The 22,948-nt window shown below is 35.2% G+C and carries 16 protein-coding genes, 2 tRNA genes and 1 riboswitch; of the genes, 13 read left to right on the forward strand and 5 right to left on the reverse strand.

Translation table 11 applies throughout. The features are described 5' to 3' along the window. Positions 1-12 precede the first annotated feature (12 nt). Positions 13-180: a hypothetical protein gene (locus tag FD33_RS12550; RefSeq protein ID WP_156407811.1), complete on the reverse strand. Its 168-nt coding sequence runs from the start codon at positions 178-180 to the stop codon at positions 13-15. A 100-nt stretch (positions 181-280) separates the two neighbouring features. After that, a riboswitch (Lysine riboswitch) is annotated at positions 281-483 on the forward strand. Positions 484-569: 86 nt separating this feature from the next. On the opposite strand from FD33_RS12550, the gene FD33_RS00100 reads away from it, so the two are divergent. The 4 genes from FD33_RS00100 (at position 570) to FD33_RS00115 (ending at position 4,108) form a co-directional block, all read left to right on the forward strand. Then, positions 570-2,018, forward strand: a complete 1,449-nt coding sequence (locus FD33_RS00100) for an amino acid permease (protein WP_025085819.1) — start codon at positions 570-572, stop codon at positions 2,016-2,018. A gap of 498 nt (positions 2,019-2,516) precedes the next feature. Continuing rightward, complete coding sequence (serS, locus tag FD33_RS00105; RefSeq protein WP_025085820.1) at positions 2,517-3,806, forward strand: serine--tRNA ligase; 1,290 nt, start codon at positions 2,517-2,519, stop codon at positions 3,804-3,806. Between the two features lie 64 nt (positions 3,807-3,870). Continuing rightward, positions 3,871-3,943 (forward strand) — tRNA-Asn (locus tag FD33_RS00110). Positions 3,944-4,035: 92 nt separating this feature from the next. Continuing rightward, a tRNA-Thr gene (locus tag FD33_RS00115) sits at positions 4,036-4,108 on the forward strand. A 432-nt stretch (positions 4,109-4,540) separates the two neighbouring features. On the opposite strand, the gene FD33_RS00120 is transcribed toward FD33_RS00115, so the two are convergent. Next, positions 4,541-6,361, reverse strand: a complete 1,821-nt coding sequence (locus FD33_RS00120) for an FAD-binding protein (protein WP_056955648.1) — start codon at positions 6,359-6,361, stop codon at positions 4,541-4,543. Between the two features lie 99 nt (positions 6,362-6,460). Here FD33_RS00120 and FD33_RS00125 point away from each other — a divergent pair, with 99 nt between their 5' ends. The 3 genes from FD33_RS00125 (at position 6,461) to FD33_RS00135 (ending at position 9,363) form a co-directional block, all read left to right on the forward strand. Further along, positions 6,461-7,390, forward strand: a complete 930-nt coding sequence (locus FD33_RS00125; RefSeq protein ID WP_025085821.1) for an FAD:protein FMN transferase — start codon at positions 6,461-6,463, stop codon at positions 7,388-7,390. Positions 7,391-7,489: 99 nt separating this feature from the next. Next, positions 7,490-8,098 carry an NADPH-dependent FMN reductase gene (locus FD33_RS00130; protein ID WP_025085822.1) on the forward strand — a complete coding sequence of 203 codons (609 nt, stop codon included), beginning with the start codon at positions 7,490-7,492 and terminating at the stop codon, positions 8,096-8,098. A gap of 11 nt (positions 8,099-8,109) precedes the next feature. Beyond that, entirely contained in the window at positions 8,110-9,363 is a 1,254-nt protein-coding gene (locus FD33_RS00135; protein ID WP_025085823.1) for an NAD(P)H-dependent oxidoreductase, read from the forward strand. Between the two features lie 110 nt (positions 9,364-9,473). Here the strand turns inward: FD33_RS00135 and FD33_RS00140 are convergent, their stop codons facing one another. From FD33_RS00140 to FD33_RS00150, 3 genes are read right to left on the reverse strand one after another with little or no spacing between them, the layout of a single operon-like run. Beyond that, on the reverse strand, positions 9,474-10,241 hold the full coding sequence (locus FD33_RS00140) for an ABC transporter permease (protein WP_056955651.1): 768 nt from the start codon (positions 10,239-10,241) through the stop codon (positions 9,474-9,476). Positions 10,242-10,250: 9 nt separating this feature from the next. Further along, positions 10,251-10,970 (reverse strand): ABC transporter permease, encoded by a 720-nt coding sequence (locus FD33_RS13135; protein WP_056955649.1) that lies wholly within the window; start codon positions 10,968-10,970, stop codon positions 10,251-10,253. Next, the gene (locus FD33_RS00150; RefSeq protein WP_025085824.1) at positions 10,963-11,838 is read right to left on the reverse strand and encodes an ABC transporter ATP-binding protein; all 876 of its coding nucleotides are present in this window, start codon (positions 11,836-11,838) and stop codon (positions 10,963-10,965) included. The genes FD33_RS13135 and FD33_RS00150 overlap by 8 nt, the downstream gene beginning before the upstream one ends. 669 nt (positions 11,839-12,507) lie before the next feature. Here FD33_RS00150 and FD33_RS00155 point away from each other — a divergent pair. The 6 genes from FD33_RS00155 (at position 12,508) to FD33_RS00180 (ending at position 22,846) form a co-directional block, all read left to right on the forward strand. After that, on the forward strand, positions 12,508-12,693 hold the full coding sequence (locus tag FD33_RS00155) for a hypothetical protein (protein ID WP_025085825.1): 186 nt from the start codon (positions 12,508-12,510) through the stop codon (positions 12,691-12,693). Positions 12,694-13,652: 959 nt separating this feature from the next. Then, complete coding sequence (locus FD33_RS00160) at positions 13,653-15,005, forward strand: FAD-dependent oxidoreductase (RefSeq protein WP_025086006.1); 1,353 nt, start codon at positions 13,653-13,655, stop codon at positions 15,003-15,005. A gap of 519 nt (positions 15,006-15,524) precedes the next feature. Continuing rightward, the gene (locus tag FD33_RS00165) at positions 15,525-18,071 is read left to right on the forward strand and encodes a YfhO family protein (protein WP_025086005.1); all 2,547 of its coding nucleotides are present in this window, start codon (positions 15,525-15,527) and stop codon (positions 18,069-18,071) included. Positions 18,072-18,171: 100 nt separating this feature from the next. After that, positions 18,172-19,680, forward strand: a complete 1,509-nt coding sequence (glpK, locus tag FD33_RS00170) for a glycerol kinase GlpK (RefSeq protein WP_025086004.1) — start codon at positions 18,172-18,174, stop codon at positions 19,678-19,680. 40 nt (positions 19,681-19,720) lie between these two features. Then, positions 19,721-21,223, forward strand: a complete 1,503-nt coding sequence (gene glpK, locus FD33_RS00175) for a glycerol kinase GlpK (protein WP_056955650.1) — start codon at positions 19,721-19,723, stop codon at positions 21,221-21,223. A gap of 147 nt (positions 21,224-21,370) precedes the next feature. Then, entirely contained in the window at positions 21,371-22,846 is a 1,476-nt protein-coding gene (locus FD33_RS00180; protein WP_025086002.1) for a peptide MFS transporter, read from the forward strand. Positions 22,847-22,948 lie beyond the last annotated feature (102 nt).

The following is a 22,948-nucleotide window of genomic DNA, read 5'->3' on the forward strand; positions in this document are numbered from 1 at the left end:
ATGAGTTCTTTTTTATTTTCTTCTTACTCGTTGCACTTCAATTGTAAATTCGTCGTACGTAAATTGCAATCTACTACTGATATTACTCAAGTTTACTTCACGAGGAGGTAGCGACTTAATAACAGTTAGCATTCGATATTTTTCTACGTCTTGCTTAACTAAGAAAATTTGCTCCAACATGTTTGTTTCCCCCGGCAATGTTAAATTGTTAATTTAAAAAGATTAATAAATATAAGAAACACTACTTGCTACTATCTTAACATTTATTTATAATATTTTGTAATCAGATAGAGGCGCAATTTTTATTAGTCGTGTTTTGGAGTACGATAGGGTACCTTGAAAAAACATTAAAGGAAAAGTTGCCGAAATCATTTTATCCCTACTTGATAAAGTTGATTGGGCTATTACTTAATAGGTGGTAGACTGTCGTACGTTCAGAAAATGATTTTTTTATTTTTTGAAAAACGTTGAGCTATTGATTATTGGGATAATTAATTATAATCCTTATTGTCAGTAGTTCCTCTGATAATAGGGACTTTTTTTATGTCCAGATAAAAGGGGAATGAAAGATGGAAAATAATGATGTGAGTCGTTCGTTAAAGACTCGTCATCTATCAATGATTGCGTTAGGAGGTTCGATTGGAACTGGTTTATTCGTTGCCAGTGGTTCTTCAATCTCAACCGCAGGACCTGGAGGAGCTCTGATAGCTTATGTGGCTATCGGTATTATGGTCTACTTTTTGATGACAAGTTTAGGAGAAATGGCTACTTATATGCCGGTCTCTGGTTCCTTTGCAACTTACGCAACTAAATTTATCGATCCGGCCTTTGGCTTTGCTTTGGGTTGGAATTATTGGTTTAACTGGGCTATTACCTTAGCGGTAGACTTATCAACTATTTCTTTGGTTGTTAAGTATTGGTTCCCAAGTTGGACATCATGGAAAATAAGTTTAACGTTTATGATCGTTTTACTAGTGATTAACTTCATTTCAGTTGGTTCATTTGGTGAAACTGAATATTGGCTCTCGTCAATTAAAGTTACTGCCGTAATTATCTTTTTGATTGTCGGTATCTTGAGTATTTTAGGTATTCTAGGCAATCAACATTTTGTTGGTTTAACTAATTATACTTACAAGAAAGCACCATTTGTTGGTGGAATACCGGCAATTCTAAGCGTATTCGTCGTAGCTGGATTCTCGTTTCAGGGTACCGAGTTGATCGGAATTACTGCAGGAGAATCTGCTACACCCGAGAAGAGTATACCCAAAGCTATCAAACAAGTCTTCTGGAGAATCTTGTTATTCTACATATTGTCAATCGCTGTTATTGGCGCTTTGATTCCTTATACAAGTCCTAATTTGTTAGGTTCAGGAGCTGGCGATATTGCTATTAGTCCGTTTACTATTGTTTTCAAAAAAGTTGGTATTCCACTAGCTGCTGGGGTAATGAATGCCGTTATTTTGACATCAGTTATTTCTGCTGCTAACTCAGGATTATACGCTGCTAGTCGTATGCTTTGGTCCATGAGTAAGCAAGGTATGGCGCCAAAGGCTTTCCAAAGAACTAGTGGTCGAGGCGTACCCGTCTTTTCACTATTATTAACAGCTTTAGTTGGGGCCATCGCTCTATTTACAAGTTTGTATGGTGATTCATTCTATGAATTGTTAGTTGCAGCGTCAGGATTGACAGGGTTCATTGCATGGTTAGGAATTGCCTTTTCACATTACCGATTTAGAAAAGCTTACTTGTATAAAGGATATGATTTAGATGATCTCCGCTACAAAGCAAAGTGGTTCCCATTTGGACCAATTTTAGCCATTGTCTTAGGAATTATTATTATCTTAGGACAGGATGTAAGATCAATGGTAGATTTCAATATCGGAAGATTATTGATCAGTTACAGTGGATTGATTATTCTGTTCGTATGTTGGCTTTACTACAAACTCAGATACAAGACTAAGTTCTTGAAATTAGAGGATATTGATGTAAAACATGAACAAAAACACAACCACTATTGATATTTAAGTTAGTTTAAATTATTATAAGAAATGAATATAACGCTAAGAGAGTGCCTACTCATAAACCTTTCAGAGAAGCGATGGTTGGTGAAAATCGCAAAGGCTTTTATTCCAGCATTCTGGCAACGGGTAATGCCGTTCGGGTTGATCCGATAAAGTCTGAAAGTGCAGTGTATTTGCGTACACTGAAACTGGGTGGTACCGCGAATGGTCGATTCGTCCCTTTATTGGGATGAATCGGCCTTTTTTTGTAGAGAGCGGAGCAGGCCCGGGAATTTCCGAGGATTTGCTTAGGTACTGGAATCGCACGCGCACCATGCGTGCAATTCCAGTACTGTAGCAAACCGGAAGAAATTGGCCTGCAAAACTCGTTTCCACTATAAAAAATAGAACAATGGTTATTAATAAAAGAACCGGTTATTTAACCTCAAACCCAAATCATCCCAAACCAAAAGAGTACAAACTCTCTCAAGCCAAAAATCAAAAAGGAGAATCTCAATGTTAGATATCAAATTGATTAGAAAAGATCCAGAATGGATCAAGAACAAGTTAGCATCACGTGGAGTAACTAGTGATGAAATCGATGAATTGCTTGGCTGTGACAGCAAGCGTCGTGAATTATTAGTTAAGAGTGAAACCCTTAAAGAAAAAAGAAACACAGTTTCTCAAGGTATCGCTACTAAAAAACGTAATAAAGAAGATGCCAGTGACGAAATTGCTGCTATGAAGCAAGTTGGTTCAGACATTAAGAATTTGGATGCTGAGCTTGAAGAAACAGAAGGAAAGATGAACTACATCTTAGTTCGTCTACCTAACATTCCTGACGATTCAGTTCCTGTTGGACCTGATGAAAGTACTAACGTTGAAATTCGTAAAGTCGGTGCCATTCCTAAGGAAGGTTTCAAACCTCGTCATCACTGGGATATCGGTGAAGAATTAGGAATTCTAGACTTTGAACAAGCTACTAAAGTTGCCGGTTCACGTTTTGTTTACTACATCGGTATGGGTGCTAGACTTGAACGTGCCGTTTACAACTTTATGTTGGATCAACACCAAAAGGAAGGTTACACAGAAGTTATCCCTCCATACTTGGTAAATAACGACGCCATGTTTGGTACAAGTCAATTCCCTAAGTTTACTGAAGACGTTTATACAGTTATGGTTGATGAAAATCCACTAACTTTGATCCCTACAGCTGAAGTACCATTGACAAACTATTTTGCTGGTAAGATTTTAAATGAAAAAGACTTACCTAAATACGTTACAGCATTAACACCTTGTTTCCGTTCAGAAGCAGGTAGTGCTGGTCGTGATACTCGTGGTTTGATCCGTATGCACCAATTCAATAAGGTTGAAATGGTTAAGGTTACAAAACCAGAAGAATCATACAATGAACTAGAAAAATTGACAGCCAACGCTGAAAACATTTTGAAACAATTAGGACTTCCATATCACGTTATTGTACTTTCAAGTGGGGATGCTAGTTTCAGTTCAGCTAAGACATACGATCTTGAAGTTTGGATGCCTGCTCAAGACAAGTATCGTGAAGTCTCAAGTTGTTCAAACTGTCTTGACTTCCAAGCTCGTCGTGCTCATATTCGTTATCGTGACGAAAATGGTAAGACCAAGTTGGCACATACTTTGAATGGTTCAGGACTTGCTGCAGGTCGTACCGTAGCCGCTATCCTTGAAAACTACCAAGATGAAGATGGATCAGTTACAATTCCTGACGTATTGGTACCATACATGGGTGGAGTTACAAAAATTACTAAAGAAAATGCTAAATAAGTATTGACTCAATCCCAATAGATTGATAAGATTTAATAGTTCTGTTAAAGAGCTATTGAATTATTCCGGATTAGCTCAGTTGGTAGAGCATCTGACTGTTAATCAGGGTGTCGTCAGTTCGAGTCTGACATCCGGAGTTATAAATACTTAGGAAATCCTAGGTGTCTTCAATAGAAATACATCTAGTTCATTTGAATTAGATGTATTTTTTTATAGGATTTCTTTTTTTGCCGTGTTAGCTCAGTTGGTAGAGCATCGGTATCGTAAACCGGCGGTCACAGGTTCGACTCCTGCACACGGCATAATAAGAATATCAGTTAAAAACAGAAGAGCCTTTGAATACTGTTAAATCAGCATTCAAAGCTCTTTTTTTATTTGTGAAAATCTAAGAATGTCATAGAAAGTCAAATGACTTTGCACGGCTGACAAATTCTTCGATTTTTAAATTTGCCAGGCAAATTTCTTAGTAATTCATATGTATGCCTTTTCAAAGAAGATTATTTTACAAATCAAAGAATATCAAAAAAATGTTATAAATTTCCATAAGCTATATAAATTTGCCCACATTAATTATATAATGACTGTATTAGATAATGAATTGAGAAATACCTCCTAGGGGAAACACAGACGTGTTTCTCCATTTTTTTGATAAAAAATAAACAAAAAAGCTAACCTGTAAAAGGGTTAGCTCATAAGATTAAAGTCGACAATTAAATCTGTATTGTTGGCTTTTTTTATTTAACTTGATTTAATGCGTTTTGAACGGCTTCTTTAATAGCTTTACTTGAGGCAGAGGCACCGGAAACAGTATCAACGTTGACAGAGTTTTTAGCGACAATTTCCTTAGGTAATTCTTTAACAGCCTTCAAACCATAATCGTCGGATTCACTTTGCTTCAAAACTTCAATATCTTGGATATTTTTGTCATCATCAACTGTAACTCGTACAACAATTTCGTTACCCATGCCGGCGGTTGATTTACCGATATATTGGTTATCTTTCGTTTCGAAATATTCTTCGGCAATATCAGAACCAAGTCCTTCTTCATGCATGCTGGCTGAAGTTTGAGCATCAACATTTGTAGCGGTAATTTCTGGTTTAACACTAGCAGCATTTTCGCCGGCAATCTTACCAAAGATTAAATTTTCAGCTAAATTGCTACCACCGTTGTATTGACGTCCCATTAAACTGCCTAATTCACCAGCAGCATAAAGATGAGGGATTACTTGATCATCATTGTCGACTACTTCGGCGTGAGAGTTATGAACCGGACCGCCTTGAGTATTTAATAGACCCTGGACCATTGCTAGAGCATAATAGGGACCATCGTCAAAGGCAGTCAAAGTTTCAGAATCACGATTGAAGGCATAATCACGTTTTTGTTCAGCAAAATAATTGAAGTCTGTAATAGTCTTTTGCAACTTATCAACGTCAACATTCAAAACTTTTGCTAAGCTTTCAAGATTGTCGGCCTTAACAACTGCTTTCAAGAATTCTGGGTAAGGAGCATTTTTATCGTTAGATAATTCATCGTACTTCTTTTGATCAAAGACAACATAGGGATGACGTTGAGCTAGTGGAATTCTCCAGTTGCCGTGATCTTGAATGTGACCATGTCTGTGGATCTCATTTTCGTCGAAGTAACGAGTTCCATCGTCACCAACAACGATCAAGCTGCCTTGGTGGAAAGCAGGCCAGTCAAATGGTAAAAATTGTGAACGTTGACCCTTAGCAGGTTTAGGTGTCAACCCATGGAAGATACCGTATGATTCATAATTGTTCATATTGTAAAGTTGGGCGCCAACCTCGCTAGCCATTTTGACTCCGATACCCTTATTGTAGAGAGAACCGATTGGATTCAAGCTAGTTTCACCTAAATAGTTTTCAATCATCTTAGGATTGTTTTCAAAACTACCAGTTGCCATTATGACACCATTGTTAGCTCTAACATTTAACAATTTACCGTCACGTTCAATTTGAACCCCAACGATTGCTTTAGTTTCTGGGTTTTGAATTAAATGTTTTGCAGGCGTTTGGTAAAGAACATCGATCTTATCAGCACGATCGAGAACTTGTTGGCGTAAGTTTTTCCACAAAGCTGAATCAGCCACGCCTTCATGAACAGCGACTAATTCGTGTGTAGCTTGACCTCTGAATTCAGGATATTCGTGAGCCATAAAGTATAAGGCTTTGGAAACAGGTGATTCAGGATGTTGGCCCATAACAAAAGGCTTTACACCTAGATATTTCTCCAAATAATCAGGGATCTTATACAATCCTTGAATGAAGGTTTCCATCAAGTCTTGATCATAGGCTAATGGGTAGGCCAAATCTTGATAATATTTTCTCAAGTCATCGAGATCGTCACCTGAAGAAATAACTTGTCCAGCGTAGCGAGTATTGCCACCCTCATGACCCTCGGGAGCTGAATCAGTAATTAAGACTTTGGCACCATTATCGGCCGCAAATCTAGCAGCAGTAGCACCGGCACCACCGAAGCCCAAGACGATTACATCATAAGTAGCGTTCCAATTTAGTTTTGAATCCTCAAACATATCATTCACTCCATTTCCGTAAGGTGTTAAGGTTAATATAACTCTAAATTGTGACATTGTGAACGTTTTATAAATCTGGAATTGAAATCGAGGATGAAAATGAGTTTAGTTAATAAGAAGTATTATGCCTTAGGAACCTTGATCAATCTGACCGTTGCGACTCCAGCTGGAGAGAAAGAGTTGGACGCAGCTTATGACTTGATCAAAAATTATGAAGATAAATTGACTGTTAACCGCGATCAGTCCGAGGTTATGTCAATCAATCATTTGGCCGGAATCAAACCAGTGGCTGTACCAACTGATACTTATGAACTAATTAAGCGAGCCGTATTAGTTAGTCGCCAACATTTAGGTTTTAACGTTGCGATTGGACCTTTAGTTAAACTGTGGAAAATCGGTTTCAAGGGCGCTAACAAACCAAGTGATGCCGATATTAAAGAACGTTTACGTATTATTGATCCTGAAAGAATTAAATTAGATGATAAAAAACAAACGGTTTTCTTGGAAGAAAAGGGTATGGAAATTGACCTAGGTGGAATTGCTAAAGGTTATATCGCTGATAAAATCAAAACCTTGTGGTTAAGCATGAATGTTGAAACAGGCATTATTGATTTGGGTGGCAATGTTCTTTTACTTGGTCCCAGTGTTCATGAAGACAAAATGTGGAATATCGGTGTTCAGAATCCAGTGGAAAAACGAGATGTGTCATTAGGCGTTTTGCATACGACCGCTAAGTCAATTGGAACTTCTGGTATTTATGAACGTAAACTGGTTATCGATGGTCATGAATACCATCATATGTTTGATTCCAAGACGGGTTATCCCATCAAAAACAATCTTGCCAGTGTGACGATTGTCAGTGATAAGTCGATTGATGGTGAGATTTGGTCAACTGTTGGATTCTATCAAGGTATCGAAAAAGGATTGGCTTTGATTGAAAGTCAACCTGGTGTCGAGGCCATTTTTATCACGAAAAATTTGGAATATCAAACTACTAGTGGATTACGTGACAAGTTTTTTAAAATATAACAATTATATATCATAACAATTCCAAAATTGTGTTGATTTATATTGTGAACGAATTTACAATGAACATGTAAGATAATTATAAATAAGGTGATTGCTAATATGAATAAATTTATTGCAATAGTGGGATCTAATTCCAATAAGTCGACTAATCGTGAATTATTGAAGTACATGAAGAAACGTTTCCAATCAGCCGCTGAAATTGAGTTGGTTGAAATCAAGAATCTTCCAATTTATAAGAAGAGTGCTGATAAGTATGTTCCTCAAGAGGCATTAGATATTGCTAATAAAATCGAAGCCGCCGATGGTGTGATTATTGCGACACCTGAATACGATCACTCCATTCCAGCTGTTTTATCGAGTGCTTTAGCCTGGTTATCATATGGAATCCATCCATTTGTGGATAAACCAGTTATGATTACAGGAGCTTCTTATGGTTCATTAGGCTCATCACGGGCACAAGCGCAATTACGCCAGATTTTGGATTCACCAGAATTGAAGGCTAGAATTATGCCTAGTTCAGAATTTTTATTGGGTCACTCATTACAAGCCTTTGATGAGAATGGTGATTTGAAGGATGAAAAGATTATTAAACAACTAGACGGATTATTCCAAGATTTCTTGGATTTCGTAAATATATCTAAACAATTAAATAATGCCAATGAAATTAACAAACAAAAAGCCAAAGAATTTTCTTGGGATAAGGACTAGGGGAGATAAATATGAAATTAGTAGGTATTGCAGGTTCAATTGCTGACCAATCATACAATCGTACATTGTTGAATTTCATGTCTAAGCACTGTAAGGGTGTTGCTGATATTGAAGTTTTGGATATCAATCAAGTCCCAATGTTTAGTCAAGATGATGATCAAACAAATAGTTCCGTTATTCAAAAGTTAAGTAATAAAATCAAATCGGCTGATGGTGTTATCATTGCTACTCCTGAGCATAACCACACAGTTCCAGCTGCTTTGAAGAATGTTATCGAATGGTTATCATATGAGATCCATCCGCTTGATGGTAAACCGGTTATGATTGTGGGAGCCTCATATCATACTCAAGGTTCATCACGTGCTCAATTGCATTTGAGACAAATTTTAGAGGCACCAGGAGTTAATGCTGTTGTTTTACCTGGTAATGAATTCTTATTAGGTAATGTTAAAACAGCTTTTGATGATAATGGTGATTTGAAAGATCAACGTACTATTGATTTTCTTGATACAACTTTACAGAAATTTATTAAGTTTGCGAAGGTGATTAATATGATCGATGCTGACGACTATGAAAAGGAAGATTTATCGGCCACTGGTAAGACAGATACAACTGTAGAAGGTGTAGACATGGATGATCCTGATTGGTTAAATAAGGCTGCAAAGAAAGTTAACGCTGTGGAAGGCAATACATATGTTAAATTGGATAGCGGTCTTTTGACTGTTAACCAGTTGAATTACATGTTGAAGACTACTCCAATTGAATTGACTTATGTTGATGAAAATAATCAATTTATCTATTACAATCGTTTCTTGCCAACTGAAAAGATGTTAGCTAAGAGAACTCCTGAACAAGTTGGAGATTCATTAACCACAGTCCATCCAGGTAAAGAACGTGTTATTAAGCATGTTAAGCAAGTTATCCACATGTTGAGAAGCGGTAAGACGGATCTAGTTTCAATGCCAGTACCCGGAGGCGATAGTGACCATCATGTTATGCATTACTACAAAGCTATGCATGATGAAGAGGGTAACTATAAAGGTGTTAATGAATGGGCTGTTGATTTGAAACCTATCGTTAATGAATACTTAAAACAAACTGGTCAAATGTTAGTTCCAGATCCAAATGCTAAGGTTGATGCCACTTCAGGCGCTTCAAAGAAACCAGATGCACCTGTAGATGCAACAGCTAGTGCTTCTAAAGAAGAAACAGAAAAAGAAGTTAAACCGGAAGTTGATGCTACAAGTAGTGCATCGAAACACTAAATAAAAGAGCAAGATGTTAATAAGTTTAATTGGATAATAAGAACAGCTTCTATTAAGAGATTCAAGTACGTGATTTATAACTTGAATGCTTAATGGAGGCTGTTTTTTTATTAAAATTTCTTTTTTCTAAAAAGATAATATCCCAGAATTAAAAATATTGCAGTATATATTAATGTCCCTAAAAGTAGTTCTATGTTGGTTAAATGACTAGTGTCATGGTAAACGGCATGGTTATAGTACTGAGCGGTCAAATTGTACATATTGAGTGGATTCCATTTAACCAAATTTAGTAAGTGAGCATTAGTATTCAAAAGTTGTGATGAAGCTGTTTGACCCATGAAAACGATGGCTAAATTAATAGTGATGACGATTGAATTGGATTTAATTAGACTAGAACTTAAAAAAATCAAACTGACGATTAAAGTTGAAGCCACAAGATCTATTAAGGTTGTGTTTAACATGTTGATAACTAAACTTTGAGAATACTTATTGATAATCAACCAAGAAACATGGGCTTTTAGTGGTGTCAGTTGAAGTAATAAAGTAAAAATAATAGCCAAAAAGTGGAGAAATAGGTTATAGATTGAAATGACTAATAATTTTGATGCAAAAACTTGGAATCTGTTAGGAGCTTTATAGATTGTTAATAGAATAGTGTGATATTGATATTCCATGGAAAGGACAGTTGAGCAGACGATGATTAGAGCTAATAAGATCCATTCCCCTGAATTGTAAGTTGCCATAATCAAGAGTCTTTGCTCAGAATTGCCAATGAAAGCTCTTGACAGCATCATTAAACACAAAATTAATATGGGCGCAATCCACGTAATCTTTTGATGGGTAATTTTGAAGAATTCATTCTTTATACTTTGTTTCATTTTATTCACCTAGACTGACCTTTTCTTAAAAATTTGGTATCCGATAATTAAAAATAAAATGGTGTAAAGAAGAGTACAGATAATCAGTTCCGAACTATTCAGATGCGAGCTGTTCATAAGTTGTGGATTAGCCAATTGATTGGATACATAAATCATATTGAGAGGATTCCATTTGATGAAATTAAATAGTGGATATAAGGCCGTTGAAATGACGGCTCCTAAGAAACCAATGATTAGACCAATGCCAATAACAAGGGGATTGATTTTTAACCAAGAAATTAGTAAGAGGGCTAATGCAATGATGAAGATTGAATAAATGAATCCACCGCTGAGATTAAGTAGTAAAGTTCCTAAAAATTTGGCGTGATAGCCATTAAATAGTATAAATTTCAAAATCATTGTAAAAATGAGGTTCATTATTAATAGAAAAAAACTATATAGTAACATTACTAAAAATTTAGCTAGATAGATCTGCCACTTGTGTGAAGTCTTGTAGAGCAAATTGATAATGGTATTGTTCTGATATTCCATGGATAGGATTGAAGAGGAGATAGTTACCAGAATGATAATGATCCACTGGCTAGATCCAAAACCGTTGTTCAGGAGGAAATTGGCATTGTGATTAGTGAGATAGGTATAAATCATTAATAATAATAAGGTGATTACGCCATATAGTGGCATTTTTTGACAACGAAATTTAAAAAGTTCTTGTTTCAAGTTGTTAAGCATGATTTTTTACCTCCTGATTTTTAAGTAAGTTGACAATGGTTCTTTCTAAAGTAGGGCGTTGAGGGACCAATTCTAGTAGGTTAATTCCATTGTTAAAAAGTATTTTTTGAACATTTTTGATATCTTGACGTTTAACAATTAATCTATCGTTTGAAGTTATCTGATAATTGGTTAATAAAATTTTAGTTTTGTCGGGTTGATCAGTTAAAATTACGTAATAGTCATAATTAGTTTTTAAAAAAGCCGACATTGGTTTGGTCAAAATGATTTTACCGTTGTTGATCAGAATCATTTCAGTCATAACTTTTTGTAGTTCGCTCAAAATATGACTAGAGATCAAAAAGGAACAACCGTTTTGAGCGTATTCTTTGATAATTTTCCGAATTAAAATGGTTGCTTCGATGTCTAAGCCATTCATTGGTTCATCGAGAATAACTAGTTGGGGATGATTCAATAGAGCAATACCGATACCTAATTTTTGTTTCATACCTAAGGAATACTCTTTGGCCTTTTGATCGATATATTTATTCATTCCTAATAAAGTGATGATATGTTGCATATCGATTGGATCCGTCGAGTAAAGACTGAGATTCTGTGTACCAGTCAAAAAGGGATAGATAGCGGGATGTTCAATTAAGGCGCCAACTTTTTCTAAGGCGTGATGATCATTTTCCGTAATCTTCTGATTGTTTAAATTGATTTCACCGTTGAATTTAGTTAGTCCGAGAATCGACTTCATGATTGTTGTTTTCCCAGCCCCATTGGGTCCAATTAAGCCAACAATACTGCCGGAAGTGATGGAGAAAGTTGCATTATTAATGATTTTTTTCTTGCCTATGATTGTACTGACCTGCTTGATTTCTAACATTTGTAACACCCTCTGATATTTATTTGCTACCTCTAATTTCGATTAAACTTTCTCTGTGTACAAGCAAGTAATTCTCAACTTAGGTACAAAAGAAACTAACAAGCGTGCAAATATAAGTTACCTTTGATGTATAAAAGTTTGATATATCAGGGACTAGTGGGTTGCTTAAAAATTTTGGACATAAAAAAAGCTCATCTGAGGGGGGATGAGCTCGTTTTTTTGTTGTACAAATGCACAACGACATTACCAGTAGTGTCGGGGGAAAGATATGAATGCTTTATGAGGGTTTCCAATTTCTTTTAAATATTAAATAGAGAGGGATTTGTTAATTAATTAATGAAAGCATTCAAAGTAAATTATTGTAATGGGATTTTTCTTAATTGATTGAGGGGGTCAATTAAGAATTTAAATTTGTGAGTTAACGATATGAGGATGTATCGTAACTTTTTTTAAGAGTTAAAGGAAGGAATCGCATCTCATATCTTTTCCCTTTCACAGTTATAAATATAGCATATATGTTTAAACATGTCGGTTCAAAATAGAACAAAATATTTTTTTTATTTTTAGGATAAAATAATGAATTGATTGAGTAATAATAATTCGATATTGTGTTTTAAAACGAGTGAATAAATTTTAAACAACAAAAAAGCTCATCTGAGGGGGATGAGCTTGTCTTTTCGTTACGATTATGTAACGACATTACCAGTAGTGTCAGGGGAAGATATGAATGATTCTGATAAAATTTCCAAATTGAGGGATTTGGTATTAATAATGGAAAGCATTCAAATTGAATTTATAATTGGGATAACTCGCAATAAGTACGAATTGATTGAGGGAACAATTCATATTTATTAGTTCGCTTAGATTTCGGTATGAGGATGTATACCGTGATCCGTGTATCAAAATTAATAAAGGAGGAATCATAAATGATTCATACCTTATCCCCTTTCACAGTTATAAATATAGCACATATGTTTAAACATAATTTTTCAATTATTGTAAATTTATTTGTTTGTTTTTAATATCACAATATTTGTTTCTTGATAACTAGAAGATATTAATAAAATAGGGTTCTATGAGATATAATGATTGATTAATTTTGATAATTAAGCTCATTTAAAATTAATTATCAAAATTTATTGAAAAAGATAATCTATTTGTATTCGAATTAATCAAAATAAGTCAAAAAAAAACAGCTCATCTGGGGGGACGGGCTTGTTTTTTGTTACACGTTTGGTGTAACGGCATTACCAGTAGTGTCAGGGGAAGATATGAATGCTTGTGAGGTTTCCATATTTGTCAAATAGAGAGGGATTTATTAATTAATTAATGAAAGCATTCAAAGTAAATTATTGTAATGGGATATTACAAACGTATCGTTTAAGTAAAAATTGATTGAGGGGGGCAATTTTTATTGTTGATACGAATGAACTTTATAGGTTAACGATATGAGGATGTGTATCGCAACCTTCATTAAGAGTTAAAAAAGGAAGGAATTGCATTTTCATATCTAAACCCCTTGCACACTTATAATATACCACATGTGTTTAAACAGTTAAATTCATTTTCGAAAAAAATATTTATTTGTTTTTAATATCACAAAATCAATAAATAGTTAGATAATAGCGGTATCATAAAATTTTTGTTAATAAAGGATAATCAACACATATGGAGGAAGTGAGGATTAAAAATAATTTAATTGGTTAATATCAAGATATTATATAAACAAAATATATTTTTTTAAATATCTTGTAAACGTTTTTAATGTATTAGTGAATAAATTATAATGATAAGAAAAAAGGACGGTGTCTATTATGAAAGTAAGTATTGTAGGTTGTACACACGCAGGAACTTTTTCAGCGATGAACATTTTGAAGGAACATCCAGATTGGGAAGTCTCTGTTTTTGAAAGAAATGATAATTTATCTTTTCTATCCTGTGGGATTGCACTTTGGGTAAGTGATCGTGTTTCAGATCCTAATAAGATGTTTTATGCTAGCCCAGAAGCATTGACTGATATGAGTGCACATATGTACATGCAACATGATGTGACTGATATTGACTTTGATAACAAGAAATTGTCAGTGAAAAACTTAGCAAATGGTGATACTTTTAGCCAAACATACGATAAGTTAGTAATTACAACTGGCTCAGCCCCAATTATTCCTCCAATTCCTGGAATTGATTCAGATCGTGTTATGTTGTGTAAGAACTGGACTAATGCTAATGAATTGAAAGAAAATGCTAAAGACATCAAGAGTGCCATTGTTATTGGTGCTGGTTATATTGGTGCAGAATTGGCTGAAGGTTATGCTACTTTAGGCAAGGAAACAACATTGATCGATGCTTTACCAGATGTTTTGGCTAAGAATCTTGATCCGAATATGTCAGCTGTTGCCGAAAAAGATTACGTTGATAATGGTGTAACTTTAGGCTTGAGTGAAAAAGTAGAGTCATTTGAAGAAACAGATCATAGTGTAATTGTTAAAACTGATAAGAATACTTATGAAGCAGACATCGCCGTTATGTGTGTTGGCTTCCGTCCTAATACAAAGATGTTTGCTGATAAATTTGAAACTTTACCAAACGGTGCATTAGTTGTAGATAAATATATGCATACAAGTATTCCAAATGTTTACTCAGCAGGTGATGCAGCGTCTGTACATTATAATCCAACCGGTGACAATCAATATATTCCTTTAGCAACTAACTCAGTTCGTCAGGGTATTTTAGTTGGTAAAAATATTGAGAAAGATACCGCCGAATATATGGGTACACAAGCTAGTTCAGCTGTTGAATTATTCGGCAGAACTTATGCAGCTAGTGGATTGACTAAAGTTCATGCGGATGCATTGGGCAAGAACATTGCTGAAGTTTCACTTGAAGACAATTATCGTCCTGAATTTATGTTGTCAACAACTCCTGTATTGATGAATTTAGTTTGGGATCCAGAAACAAGAGTAGTGCTTGGTGGTGCTTTGACAAGTAAGTATGATGTATCACAATCAGCTAACTTGTTATCACTTGCTATTCAAAAGAAAGTTACAATTGATGAATTATCAATGGTTGATTTCTTGTTCCAACCAAACTTTGATAAACCAGTTAATTATGTTAGTGCCTTAGCAGGTGCTGCTGTTGAAAAAGCTGATTCAGCTATTAACGAATAATTGAAGATTATGAAGGTAGCTTTCGGGCTGCCTTTTTTTGTATGTTTTTTTGGAATAACCGTTGTTCTATGCGATATTGTGGAAACAAGCTACGCAGGCCTGCTTCGCTCTCTAAAATTCATAAATTATTCTTATTTTGTTAAAACTCCTTTCATAAAATCACGGTACTATGTATACATAGTCAAATATGGCTATTCAAAAAACGAGGTGAATGCTTATGAAAAAACATCCGATTCTTGTTCTCACGGGTGTATCTGTCTTAGCTACTGTTTGTACTAAGATGATCAGAAGTCACAATGAAAAGAAATTTTTAAACTAATTAAAAAGTACTAACATTCAAATTAAAAATACAACCATTCAAAACAAATAACTATTTAACTAACCTGAGGTAAATAATATGAAAAACGATAATAATATAGGCTTGCGTAAGCAAGCCCTTTTTGTGTTTTCGACGTTAATAATTTTACTTATTGCCTAATATCTCATATTATTTTGATAGTTAGTAAGGAGAGTTTTGATATGGCAAAACGTTATGTGCGTTATTATTCTGGAACTTTTATCATTAATTTGATTATTATTTCGATTATCTTTGCTTGCACTGGTTTGGTTCCTTTTGGTAGTAATAACTTTTTGAGTAGCGACTTGGGTACTCAATATTTAACATTCTTAACGGAGCTTAGAAGACAAATTGTGTCAGGAAATTTGCATTTATATCTGTTTAGTCAATCTTTAGGTGATAATTTTTTTCCCGTTATGAGCTACTATCTTTTATCGCCCTTTAATCTATTATTAGTTTTCTTTAGTGCTCGGAATATTCCGATTGCAGCTGATATTTTGATTATGATCAAGATATCCACAATGGGTGTAACGATGGCATTCTTTTTAAAAGAGTACTTTCAAGAGCGTAGTGCCGCTAATTGGATATTTACGATTGCTTATAGTTTTTGTGGCTTTGTAGCGTCGTACTTTTATGATCTAATGTGGTTAGATGCCTTAATTATGCTACCTTTGGTAGCTGTTGGTGTGATGCGTGTGATCAAGCACCATCAATATGTGCTGTATTATTTTTCTATTTTATTTTCAATCATCTTTAATTATTACTTGGGTTACATGCTCTGTATTTTTTCCGTTTGTTTCTTCATCTATATTGGATTAGAAGATAATCTATTTCATCAACAAGATAAATGGTTAGTTATCAGACGTTACTTGATCTCTTCTGTTTTAGCAGGGCTAAGTTCAGCAGTAGTTTTATTGCCAACTTTAATAGGAATGTTAAAAACAGCCAAGACTTCATTTAATATTCTCAATTATTTACCATCGGCACGTTTTGGTTTAGAGGCTTTAACTCAGTTAGGAATTGGAGGAAACAGCTTTGATCAACGTTTGGAACACGGTCCGTCTGTTTTCATGACATCAACGATTTTGATTTTATTATTAAGCTATTATCTTAGTTCACGTGTTAGTAATCGTGATAAACAGAATTCGGTTTTTTTATTAGGAATTTTGCTGATCAGTATGTTTGTGACAACTTTTAATACGATGTGGCATATGTTTCAAAATCCAGCTGGTTTTCCATTTCGAAATAGTTTTATCTTTTCTTTTGCATGCATCTTTATTGCTCGAAAGGCCTGGCAAAGTGGGGTAGTTAATGAATTAGACGTTATAACGAAGGCAACATGTATTGCTGGTATCTTAATTTGTTTAGGTTATTTAACTGAATGGCTCTTGCCTAAGATTATTGAAAAATTAGGCTTTGATAGTATCAGTTTGAATTACAGTATTGATTACTTCTGGTTGAGCTTGGTTTGCATTATTCTTTCAGGACTAACGCTTTTATTGCTGAATCGTAATAAGAATTTCTTGTTGATTTTATTTTTAATGGTTGGGTTTGAAGTGATCGCCAATTTTAATTCAGTAATGGCAACAGCTGACTTTGGGAACCAGGCTATTTATCAGAATGAATTTGATCGAGAGAACACAATTTTAAAAGAAGTGAAAGATCGAAGTAACTTGGGACATCGAATAATCGTTTCTAAGTCGGGATTGAATAAAGCCTTCCCTGAAAAATATAATAATTATAACGATCCTATTCTCTTCAATATTAATGGTTTGAGTTTGTACAGTTCTACGTTAAATCAAAATACTTTAGAGATGATGAAGAATTTAGGGTATTTTAGTCTCAATGTCAGAAGAATTAGTTATTATGGCGGTACTAAGTTAACTAATGCCTTGCTGGGTGTTTATTATCGAGTTCGTCAGTGGGGAAGTCACTATCATGTGGAGGAAAATTATAAAGCTCCGACTTTAGGCTTTCTAGCTGATAATAATATCTATGACTTTAAAATGAGATCAGGTCAAGCTTTGTCTAATCAAGAAAGATTATGGCAGGCCCTGAATGGCAATAGTACAGAATATTTTAAAAATTCACTCTTAACCAGCATGCAACAGAGTGTTATTGGTAATCAAAAGCTATATACTTATCAGTTAACTACGAGAACAACAGGACCGTTATACTTTTATGTAACGCCTTTTAATTACGACAAGTCTAAAATTTATGTTAATGGTAAGAGAATCAAGACTTCATCGATTAATGTCTATAAAGCAGCAACGTTATATTTGGGTAACTTTAAACGAAATAAACAAGTGGAGATAAGGATTCTAACGAATAAAACTTTGGGATTAAATCCACGCTATTTTCAATCTTTAGATCAGTCTAAATTTGATTTATCGGTAGATAATTTTAAAAGGCGGTCATTAAATATTAAATCGGATTTGAATCATGATACGGTTCGAGGCTCAATTAATGTAGATCAGGATGCACCATTATTATTGAGTATTCCTTATGATGATGGCTGGAGTGCGTACGTTGATGGTAAAAAAGTTAAAATTAATAAAGTAGTTTCAAATTTGATGGCGATTGATCTCAAAAAGGGTCAGCATAATGTAGTTCTAAATTATCAAGTTCCTGGTTTAAAGCTGGGCTGGCTTGTTTCTGCCGTTGCCGTTATACTGTTCATAAGTTTTATTTTGATAGTTAGATCAAAGGATAAATTACGAGATATATAATAGCTAATTTTTGTAAATATTATCGAAATATTTGCAAAATTCTGTAGATGTTATAAGATTCTGATATGAAACGTTTACATTAAAAACGGGGTGAAATTTGATGTCCAATGAATATATTATGGCGATAGATGAAGGTACAACTAGTACTCGTGCTATCATTTTTGACCAAAAGGGGAATAAGATAGCTGATGCTCAACGTGAGTTCACACAGTATTTTCCTGAACCTGGCTGGGTTGAACACGATGCTAATGAGATTTGGAACGCTGTGCAGTCAACAATAGCTAATGTTTTTATTGAATCAGGAATTAAACCAGATCAAATTAAGGGTATTGGTATTACAAATCAACGTGAAACGACAGTGGTTTGGGATAAGACGACAGGTCTTCCTATCTATAATGCAATTGTTTGGCAAAGTCGTCAGACAACCGATATTGCCGAAAAATTGGCTGGTCGTGGTTATGGTGAGATGATTCATGAAAAGACAGGCTTATTGATTGATCCATACTTTTCCGCTACAAAGATTCGTTGGATTTTGGATCATGTTAAAGGAGCTCAAAAACGTGCTGAAGATGGAGAACTCCTTTTTGGAACAATTGACAGTTGGTTACTTTGGAAGCTGTCTGGTGGTGCAGCTCACATAACCGATTATTCTAATGCTAGTCGTACAATGCTTTTCAATATTCATAGTTTGGAATGGGATAAAGATATTTTAAGAATCTTAAATATTCCACAAGCAATGTTGCCAGAGGTTCGTCCTAATTCTGAAGTCTATGCTAAGACAAAAGACTATCATTTTTATGGATCAGAAGTTCCTATTGCTGGAATGATCGGTGACCAACAGGCTGCTTTATTTGGTCAAATGGCTTTTGAACCAGGAATGGTAAAGAATACTTACGGAACTGGTGCTTTTATTGTTATGAATACTGGTGAGAAACCACAGTTGTCTGATAATAATTTATTAACTACTATTGGATATGGTATTAATAATAAAATTTATTACGCACTTGAAGGTAGTATTTTTGTGGCTGGATCAGCCATTCAATGGTTAAGAGATGCAATGAATTTGGTCGATTCTGCTCCTCAATCTGAAGAGGCTGCTTTAGCTTCAACAGATCAAGATGAGGTCTATGTTGTACCAGCTTTCACGGGATTAGGTGCTCCATATTGGGACGCTGATGCTCGTGGTGCAGTCTTTGGTTTAACTCGAGGAACAACTAAGAATGATTTCATTAAGGCTACTTTGCAATCATTAGCCTATCAATCACGTGATGTTCTAGATACAATGAAGAAAGATACTGGCATCGATATACCAACCTTAAAAGTTGATGGTGGTGCTGCCAATAATCGTTATCTAATGCAATTTCAAGCTGATATTTTACAGACTCCAGTTCAAAGGGCCAAAGACTTGGAGACTACTGCTTTGGGAGCTGCCTTTTTAGCTGGATTAGCAGTGGGTTATTGGGATAATTTATATGATATTAAGAAACAATATGCTACTGGTGCTACATTTGAACCAGAGATGGATCAAGAACACGCAGATTACTTATATGAAGGTTGGCGTGAAGCAGTTAGTGCAACTAGAAAATTTAAGCATAAGACAACTAAATAAAAGGCGAAGCATCGCCTTTTTTGCTGTTTAGGAGTTAGAGATGGATAAAGATTACATTTTAGCAATTGATGAGGGAACAACAACAGCTCGGGCAATTATTTTTGATCACAGTGGTCAACGGGTTGCGATGGCAAGACATCCAATCAGACAAATTTTGCCTAATCCAGGGTGGGTTGAACATGAACCAAATGAAATTTGGAATGCTGTACAAACAACTATTGCGACGGCGTTGATTGACTCTGGGATTAAACCAAAACAAATTAAAGCAATCGGAATTGCTAGTCAAAGAGAAACCACGGTTGTTTGGGACAAAAAGACTGGACTTCCTATATATAATGCAATTGTTTGGCAGAGTCGTCAGACTTCTAAGCTAGCCAACGATTTTATTAAAGCTGGTTATAAAGATGAAATTCATCAAAAGACTGGATTAATTATCAGTCCTTACTTTTCGGCAACAAAGATTCGTTGGATCTTGGATCATGTTGATGGTTCTCAAGAACGGGCTGAAAAAGGTGAACTTTTATTTGGAACTATTAATACTTGGCTGTTGTGGAAATTGACTGACGGTGAAAGCTTTATGACTGATTGTGCCAATGCTAGTCGAACAATGCTTTATAACATCAATACCCTTGAATGGGATGATGATTTATTAAAACTATTTAATATTCCTCGAGTAATGTTGCCAGAAGTTAAATCCAATTCAGAAGTTTTCGGTATAACGAAGAATTATCAATTCTATGGTTCAGAGATTCCGATTTCTGGAATGACTGGTTCACAACAAGCCTCATTATTTGGCCAAATGGCTTTCGAACCAGGGATGGTAAAGAATACTTATGGAACTGGTGCGTTTGCAGTTATGAATACTGGTAACAAACCTGCAATGTCAGATAATAATTTATTGACGACAATTGCTTATGGTATAAATGGCGAAATCAAGTATGCCTTGGAAGGTAGTGTGTTTGTTGCCGGAGCAGCTTTGCAGTGGTTACGGGATGATATGAAATTGATTAGTTCCACACCTGCAACTTCTGATGCAGCGAAGAATTCGATTGATGATAATGAGGTTTATGTAGTACCAGCTTTTGCCGGCTTAGGTGCACCATACTGGGATAACGAGGCTCATGGAACTATTTTTGGTTTGACTAGAGGAACGACAGACAAAGATGTAATTAAGGCTACTTTACAGGCCATTGCTTATCAAACGAAAGACATTATTGGAACAATGAGTTCTGACTCAAAGATTCCAATTGAAGTTTTAAAGGTTGATGGAGCAGCTTCTGCCAATGACTATCTCATGCAATTTCAAGCCGATATTCTGGGAATATCTCTTCAAAGATCATCTGAATTGGAAACAACTTCTTTAGGTGTGGCATTCATGGCAGGACTAGGAGTGGGCTATTGGAAAGATTTGGATGATATTAAGCAAAATTATCAGGCAGGTAAAATTTACCAGCCAAAAATGTCAGAAACTGTACGTACAAATTTATATGATGGATGGAAAGATGCTGTTGAAGCAACGATGGCATTTAAACATAATATCTAATTTAAATAAGAGTCTATCTTAAAAGACTCTTATTTTTTATTGTTGATATAAAAGGATTCTTATGAATTTTATTAAAAAAACTTTGACATGAAGTTTTTGAAAGTTTAATATTAATACATCATTGTGTAATGTGAGGAGAATTTTTTAATGGATGAGAAGAAGGACCGAGGATTTTTCGGTCAACCGACAGGTTTACGCACCTTGTTCTTAACTGAATTTTGGGAGAGATTCAGTTATTACGGTATGCGTGCCATTTTACTTTTCTATATGTACTATGCTGTAACTAAAGGCGGTCTAGGAATGGACCGTACTACTGCTGCTTCTGTTATGTCTATCTATGGTTCATTAGTTTATATGTCTAGTGTTCTGGGTGGATTTATCAGTGACAGACTATTAGGGGCCAGAAGAACTGTCTTCTGGGGTGGTGTTGCCATTATGCTTGGTCATATTGTGCTATCACTTCCTATTGGTGAGACAGGACTGTTTTCATCAATCGCTCTTATCGTTATTGGTACCGGACTATTGAAGCCAAACGTATCCGAAATGGTTGGTGGACTATATAGTGAAGGGGATCCAAGACGTGACTCAGGATTTAGTATTTATGTCATGGGTATTAACTTAGGTTCATTGTTTGCTCCGCCAGCAGTAAATGCTATGAGTAATCACTTTAACTTCCATGCTGGTTTTTCACTAGCTGCTATCGGTATGTTTATTGGCTTAATTGTTTACTGGTGGGATGGTCGTAAATATCTTCCTGAAGAAAGTTTACATGCTCCAGATCCAATCACGGATAAAGAACGTACTAAGTTCTTCCAACGTGTTGCTCTTGTAGTCTTAGTATTGGCTATTATTGTAATTGTAATGATCTTTGCTCATGCCTTTACAATTGATAATATCATCACAATTATTAGTATTCTTGGTATTGCTTTACCAATTGGTTACTTTATTATGATGATTTCAAGTAAGAAAGTTACTAAGATTGAAAGATCACGTGTACTTGCTTATATTCCTTTGTTCTTGGCTGCCGTTATTTTCTGGGCAATTGAAGAACAAGGTTCAGTTGTTCTAGCCTTATTTGCTGCTGAACAAACAAGACTCAGTTTTGCAGGATTTAAATTATCAGCTCCATTGTTCCAGATGCTTAACCCATTCTTTATCATTATCTATACACCATTCTTTGCTTGGTTATGGATTAAGTTGGGCAACCGTCAACCATCATCTCCATCTAAATTCTGGATGGGATTAGTTGCAACGGCCATTTCATACTTTGTTTTGATTATTCCTTTGATGGGAATTGCACCAGGAGCAAAAGTTAGCCCACTTTGGTTAGTATTGAGTTGGGGTATTATTGAAATTGGTGAAATGCTAATTTCTCCAGTTGGTTTGTCAGCTACAACAAAACTTGCTCCTAAGGCTTTTAAGGGTCAAATGATGAGTATGTGGTTCTTAGCTGATTCTGCTGGACAAGCTGCTAATGCGCAAATTGTTAAGTTATACAACCCAGGGGATCCACATAATGAAATGATGTTCTTTGGTGTGACTGGAATTGTAACACTTGTAGTAGCAGTTATTTTGGTATTGTTTGTACCAAAGATCAAGAAACTTATGCAAGGTGTTAACTAAATTAAAATTAATATAAAGTCTTAGCTGATTTTAAATCAGTTGAGGCTTTTTTGTATGACGAATTTACAATTGAAGTGCAACGAGTAAGAAGAAAATAAAAAA

It is taken from the genome of Companilactobacillus paralimentarius DSM 13238 = JCM 10415 (genome assembly GCF_001434985.1).
GTDB lineage: Bacteria > Bacillota > Bacilli > Lactobacillales > Lactobacillaceae > Companilactobacillus > Companilactobacillus paralimentarius.

What these genes read in the sequence shown, in the direction of transcription:
- FD33_RS12550 (WP_156407811.1), bottom strand. Translation starts at nt 180, where the DNA reads ATGTTGGAGCAAATTTTCTTAGTTAAGCAAGACGTAGAAAAATATCGA.
- FD33_RS00100 (WP_025085819.1), top strand. Translation starts at nt 570, where the DNA reads ATGGAAAATAATGATGTGAGTCGTTCGTTAAAGACTCGTCATCTATCA.
- serS (WP_025085820.1), top strand. Translation starts at nt 2,517, where the DNA reads ATGTTAGATATCAAATTGATTAGAAAAGATCCAGAATGGATCAAGAAC.
- FD33_RS00120 (WP_056955648.1), bottom strand. Translation starts at nt 6,361, where the DNA reads ATGTTTGAGGATTCAAAACTAAATTGGAACGCTACTTATGATGTAATC.
- FD33_RS00125 (WP_025085821.1), top strand. Translation starts at nt 6,461, where the DNA reads ATGAGTTTAGTTAATAAGAAGTATTATGCCTTAGGAACCTTGATCAAT.
- FD33_RS00130 (WP_025085822.1), top strand. Translation starts at nt 7,490, where the DNA reads ATGAATAAATTTATTGCAATAGTGGGATCTAATTCCAATAAGTCGACT.
- FD33_RS00135 (WP_025085823.1), top strand. Translation starts at nt 8,110, where the DNA reads ATGAAATTAGTAGGTATTGCAGGTTCAATTGCTGACCAATCATACAAT.
- FD33_RS00140 (WP_056955651.1), bottom strand. Translation starts at nt 10,241, where the DNA reads ATGAAACAAAGTATAAAGAATGAATTCTTCAAAATTACCCATCAAAAG.
- FD33_RS13135 (WP_056955649.1), bottom strand. Translation starts at nt 10,970, where the DNA reads ATGCTTAACAACTTGAAACAAGAACTTTTTAAATTTCGTTGTCAAAAA.
- FD33_RS00150 (WP_025085824.1), bottom strand. Translation starts at nt 11,838, where the DNA reads ATGTTAGAAATCAAGCAGGTCAGTACAATCATAGGCAAGAAAAAAATC.
- FD33_RS00160 (WP_025086006.1), top strand. Translation starts at nt 13,653, where the DNA reads ATGAAAGTAAGTATTGTAGGTTGTACACACGCAGGAACTTTTTCAGCG.
- FD33_RS00165 (WP_025086005.1), top strand. Translation starts at nt 15,525, where the DNA reads ATGGCAAAACGTTATGTGCGTTATTATTCTGGAACTTTTATCATTAAT.
- glpK (WP_025086004.1), top strand. Translation starts at nt 18,172, where the DNA reads ATGTCCAATGAATATATTATGGCGATAGATGAAGGTACAACTAGTACT.
- glpK (WP_056955650.1), top strand. Translation starts at nt 19,721, where the DNA reads ATGGATAAAGATTACATTTTAGCAATTGATGAGGGAACAACAACAGCT.
- FD33_RS00180 (WP_025086002.1), top strand. Translation starts at nt 21,371, where the DNA reads ATGGATGAGAAGAAGGACCGAGGATTTTTCGGTCAACCGACAGGTTTA.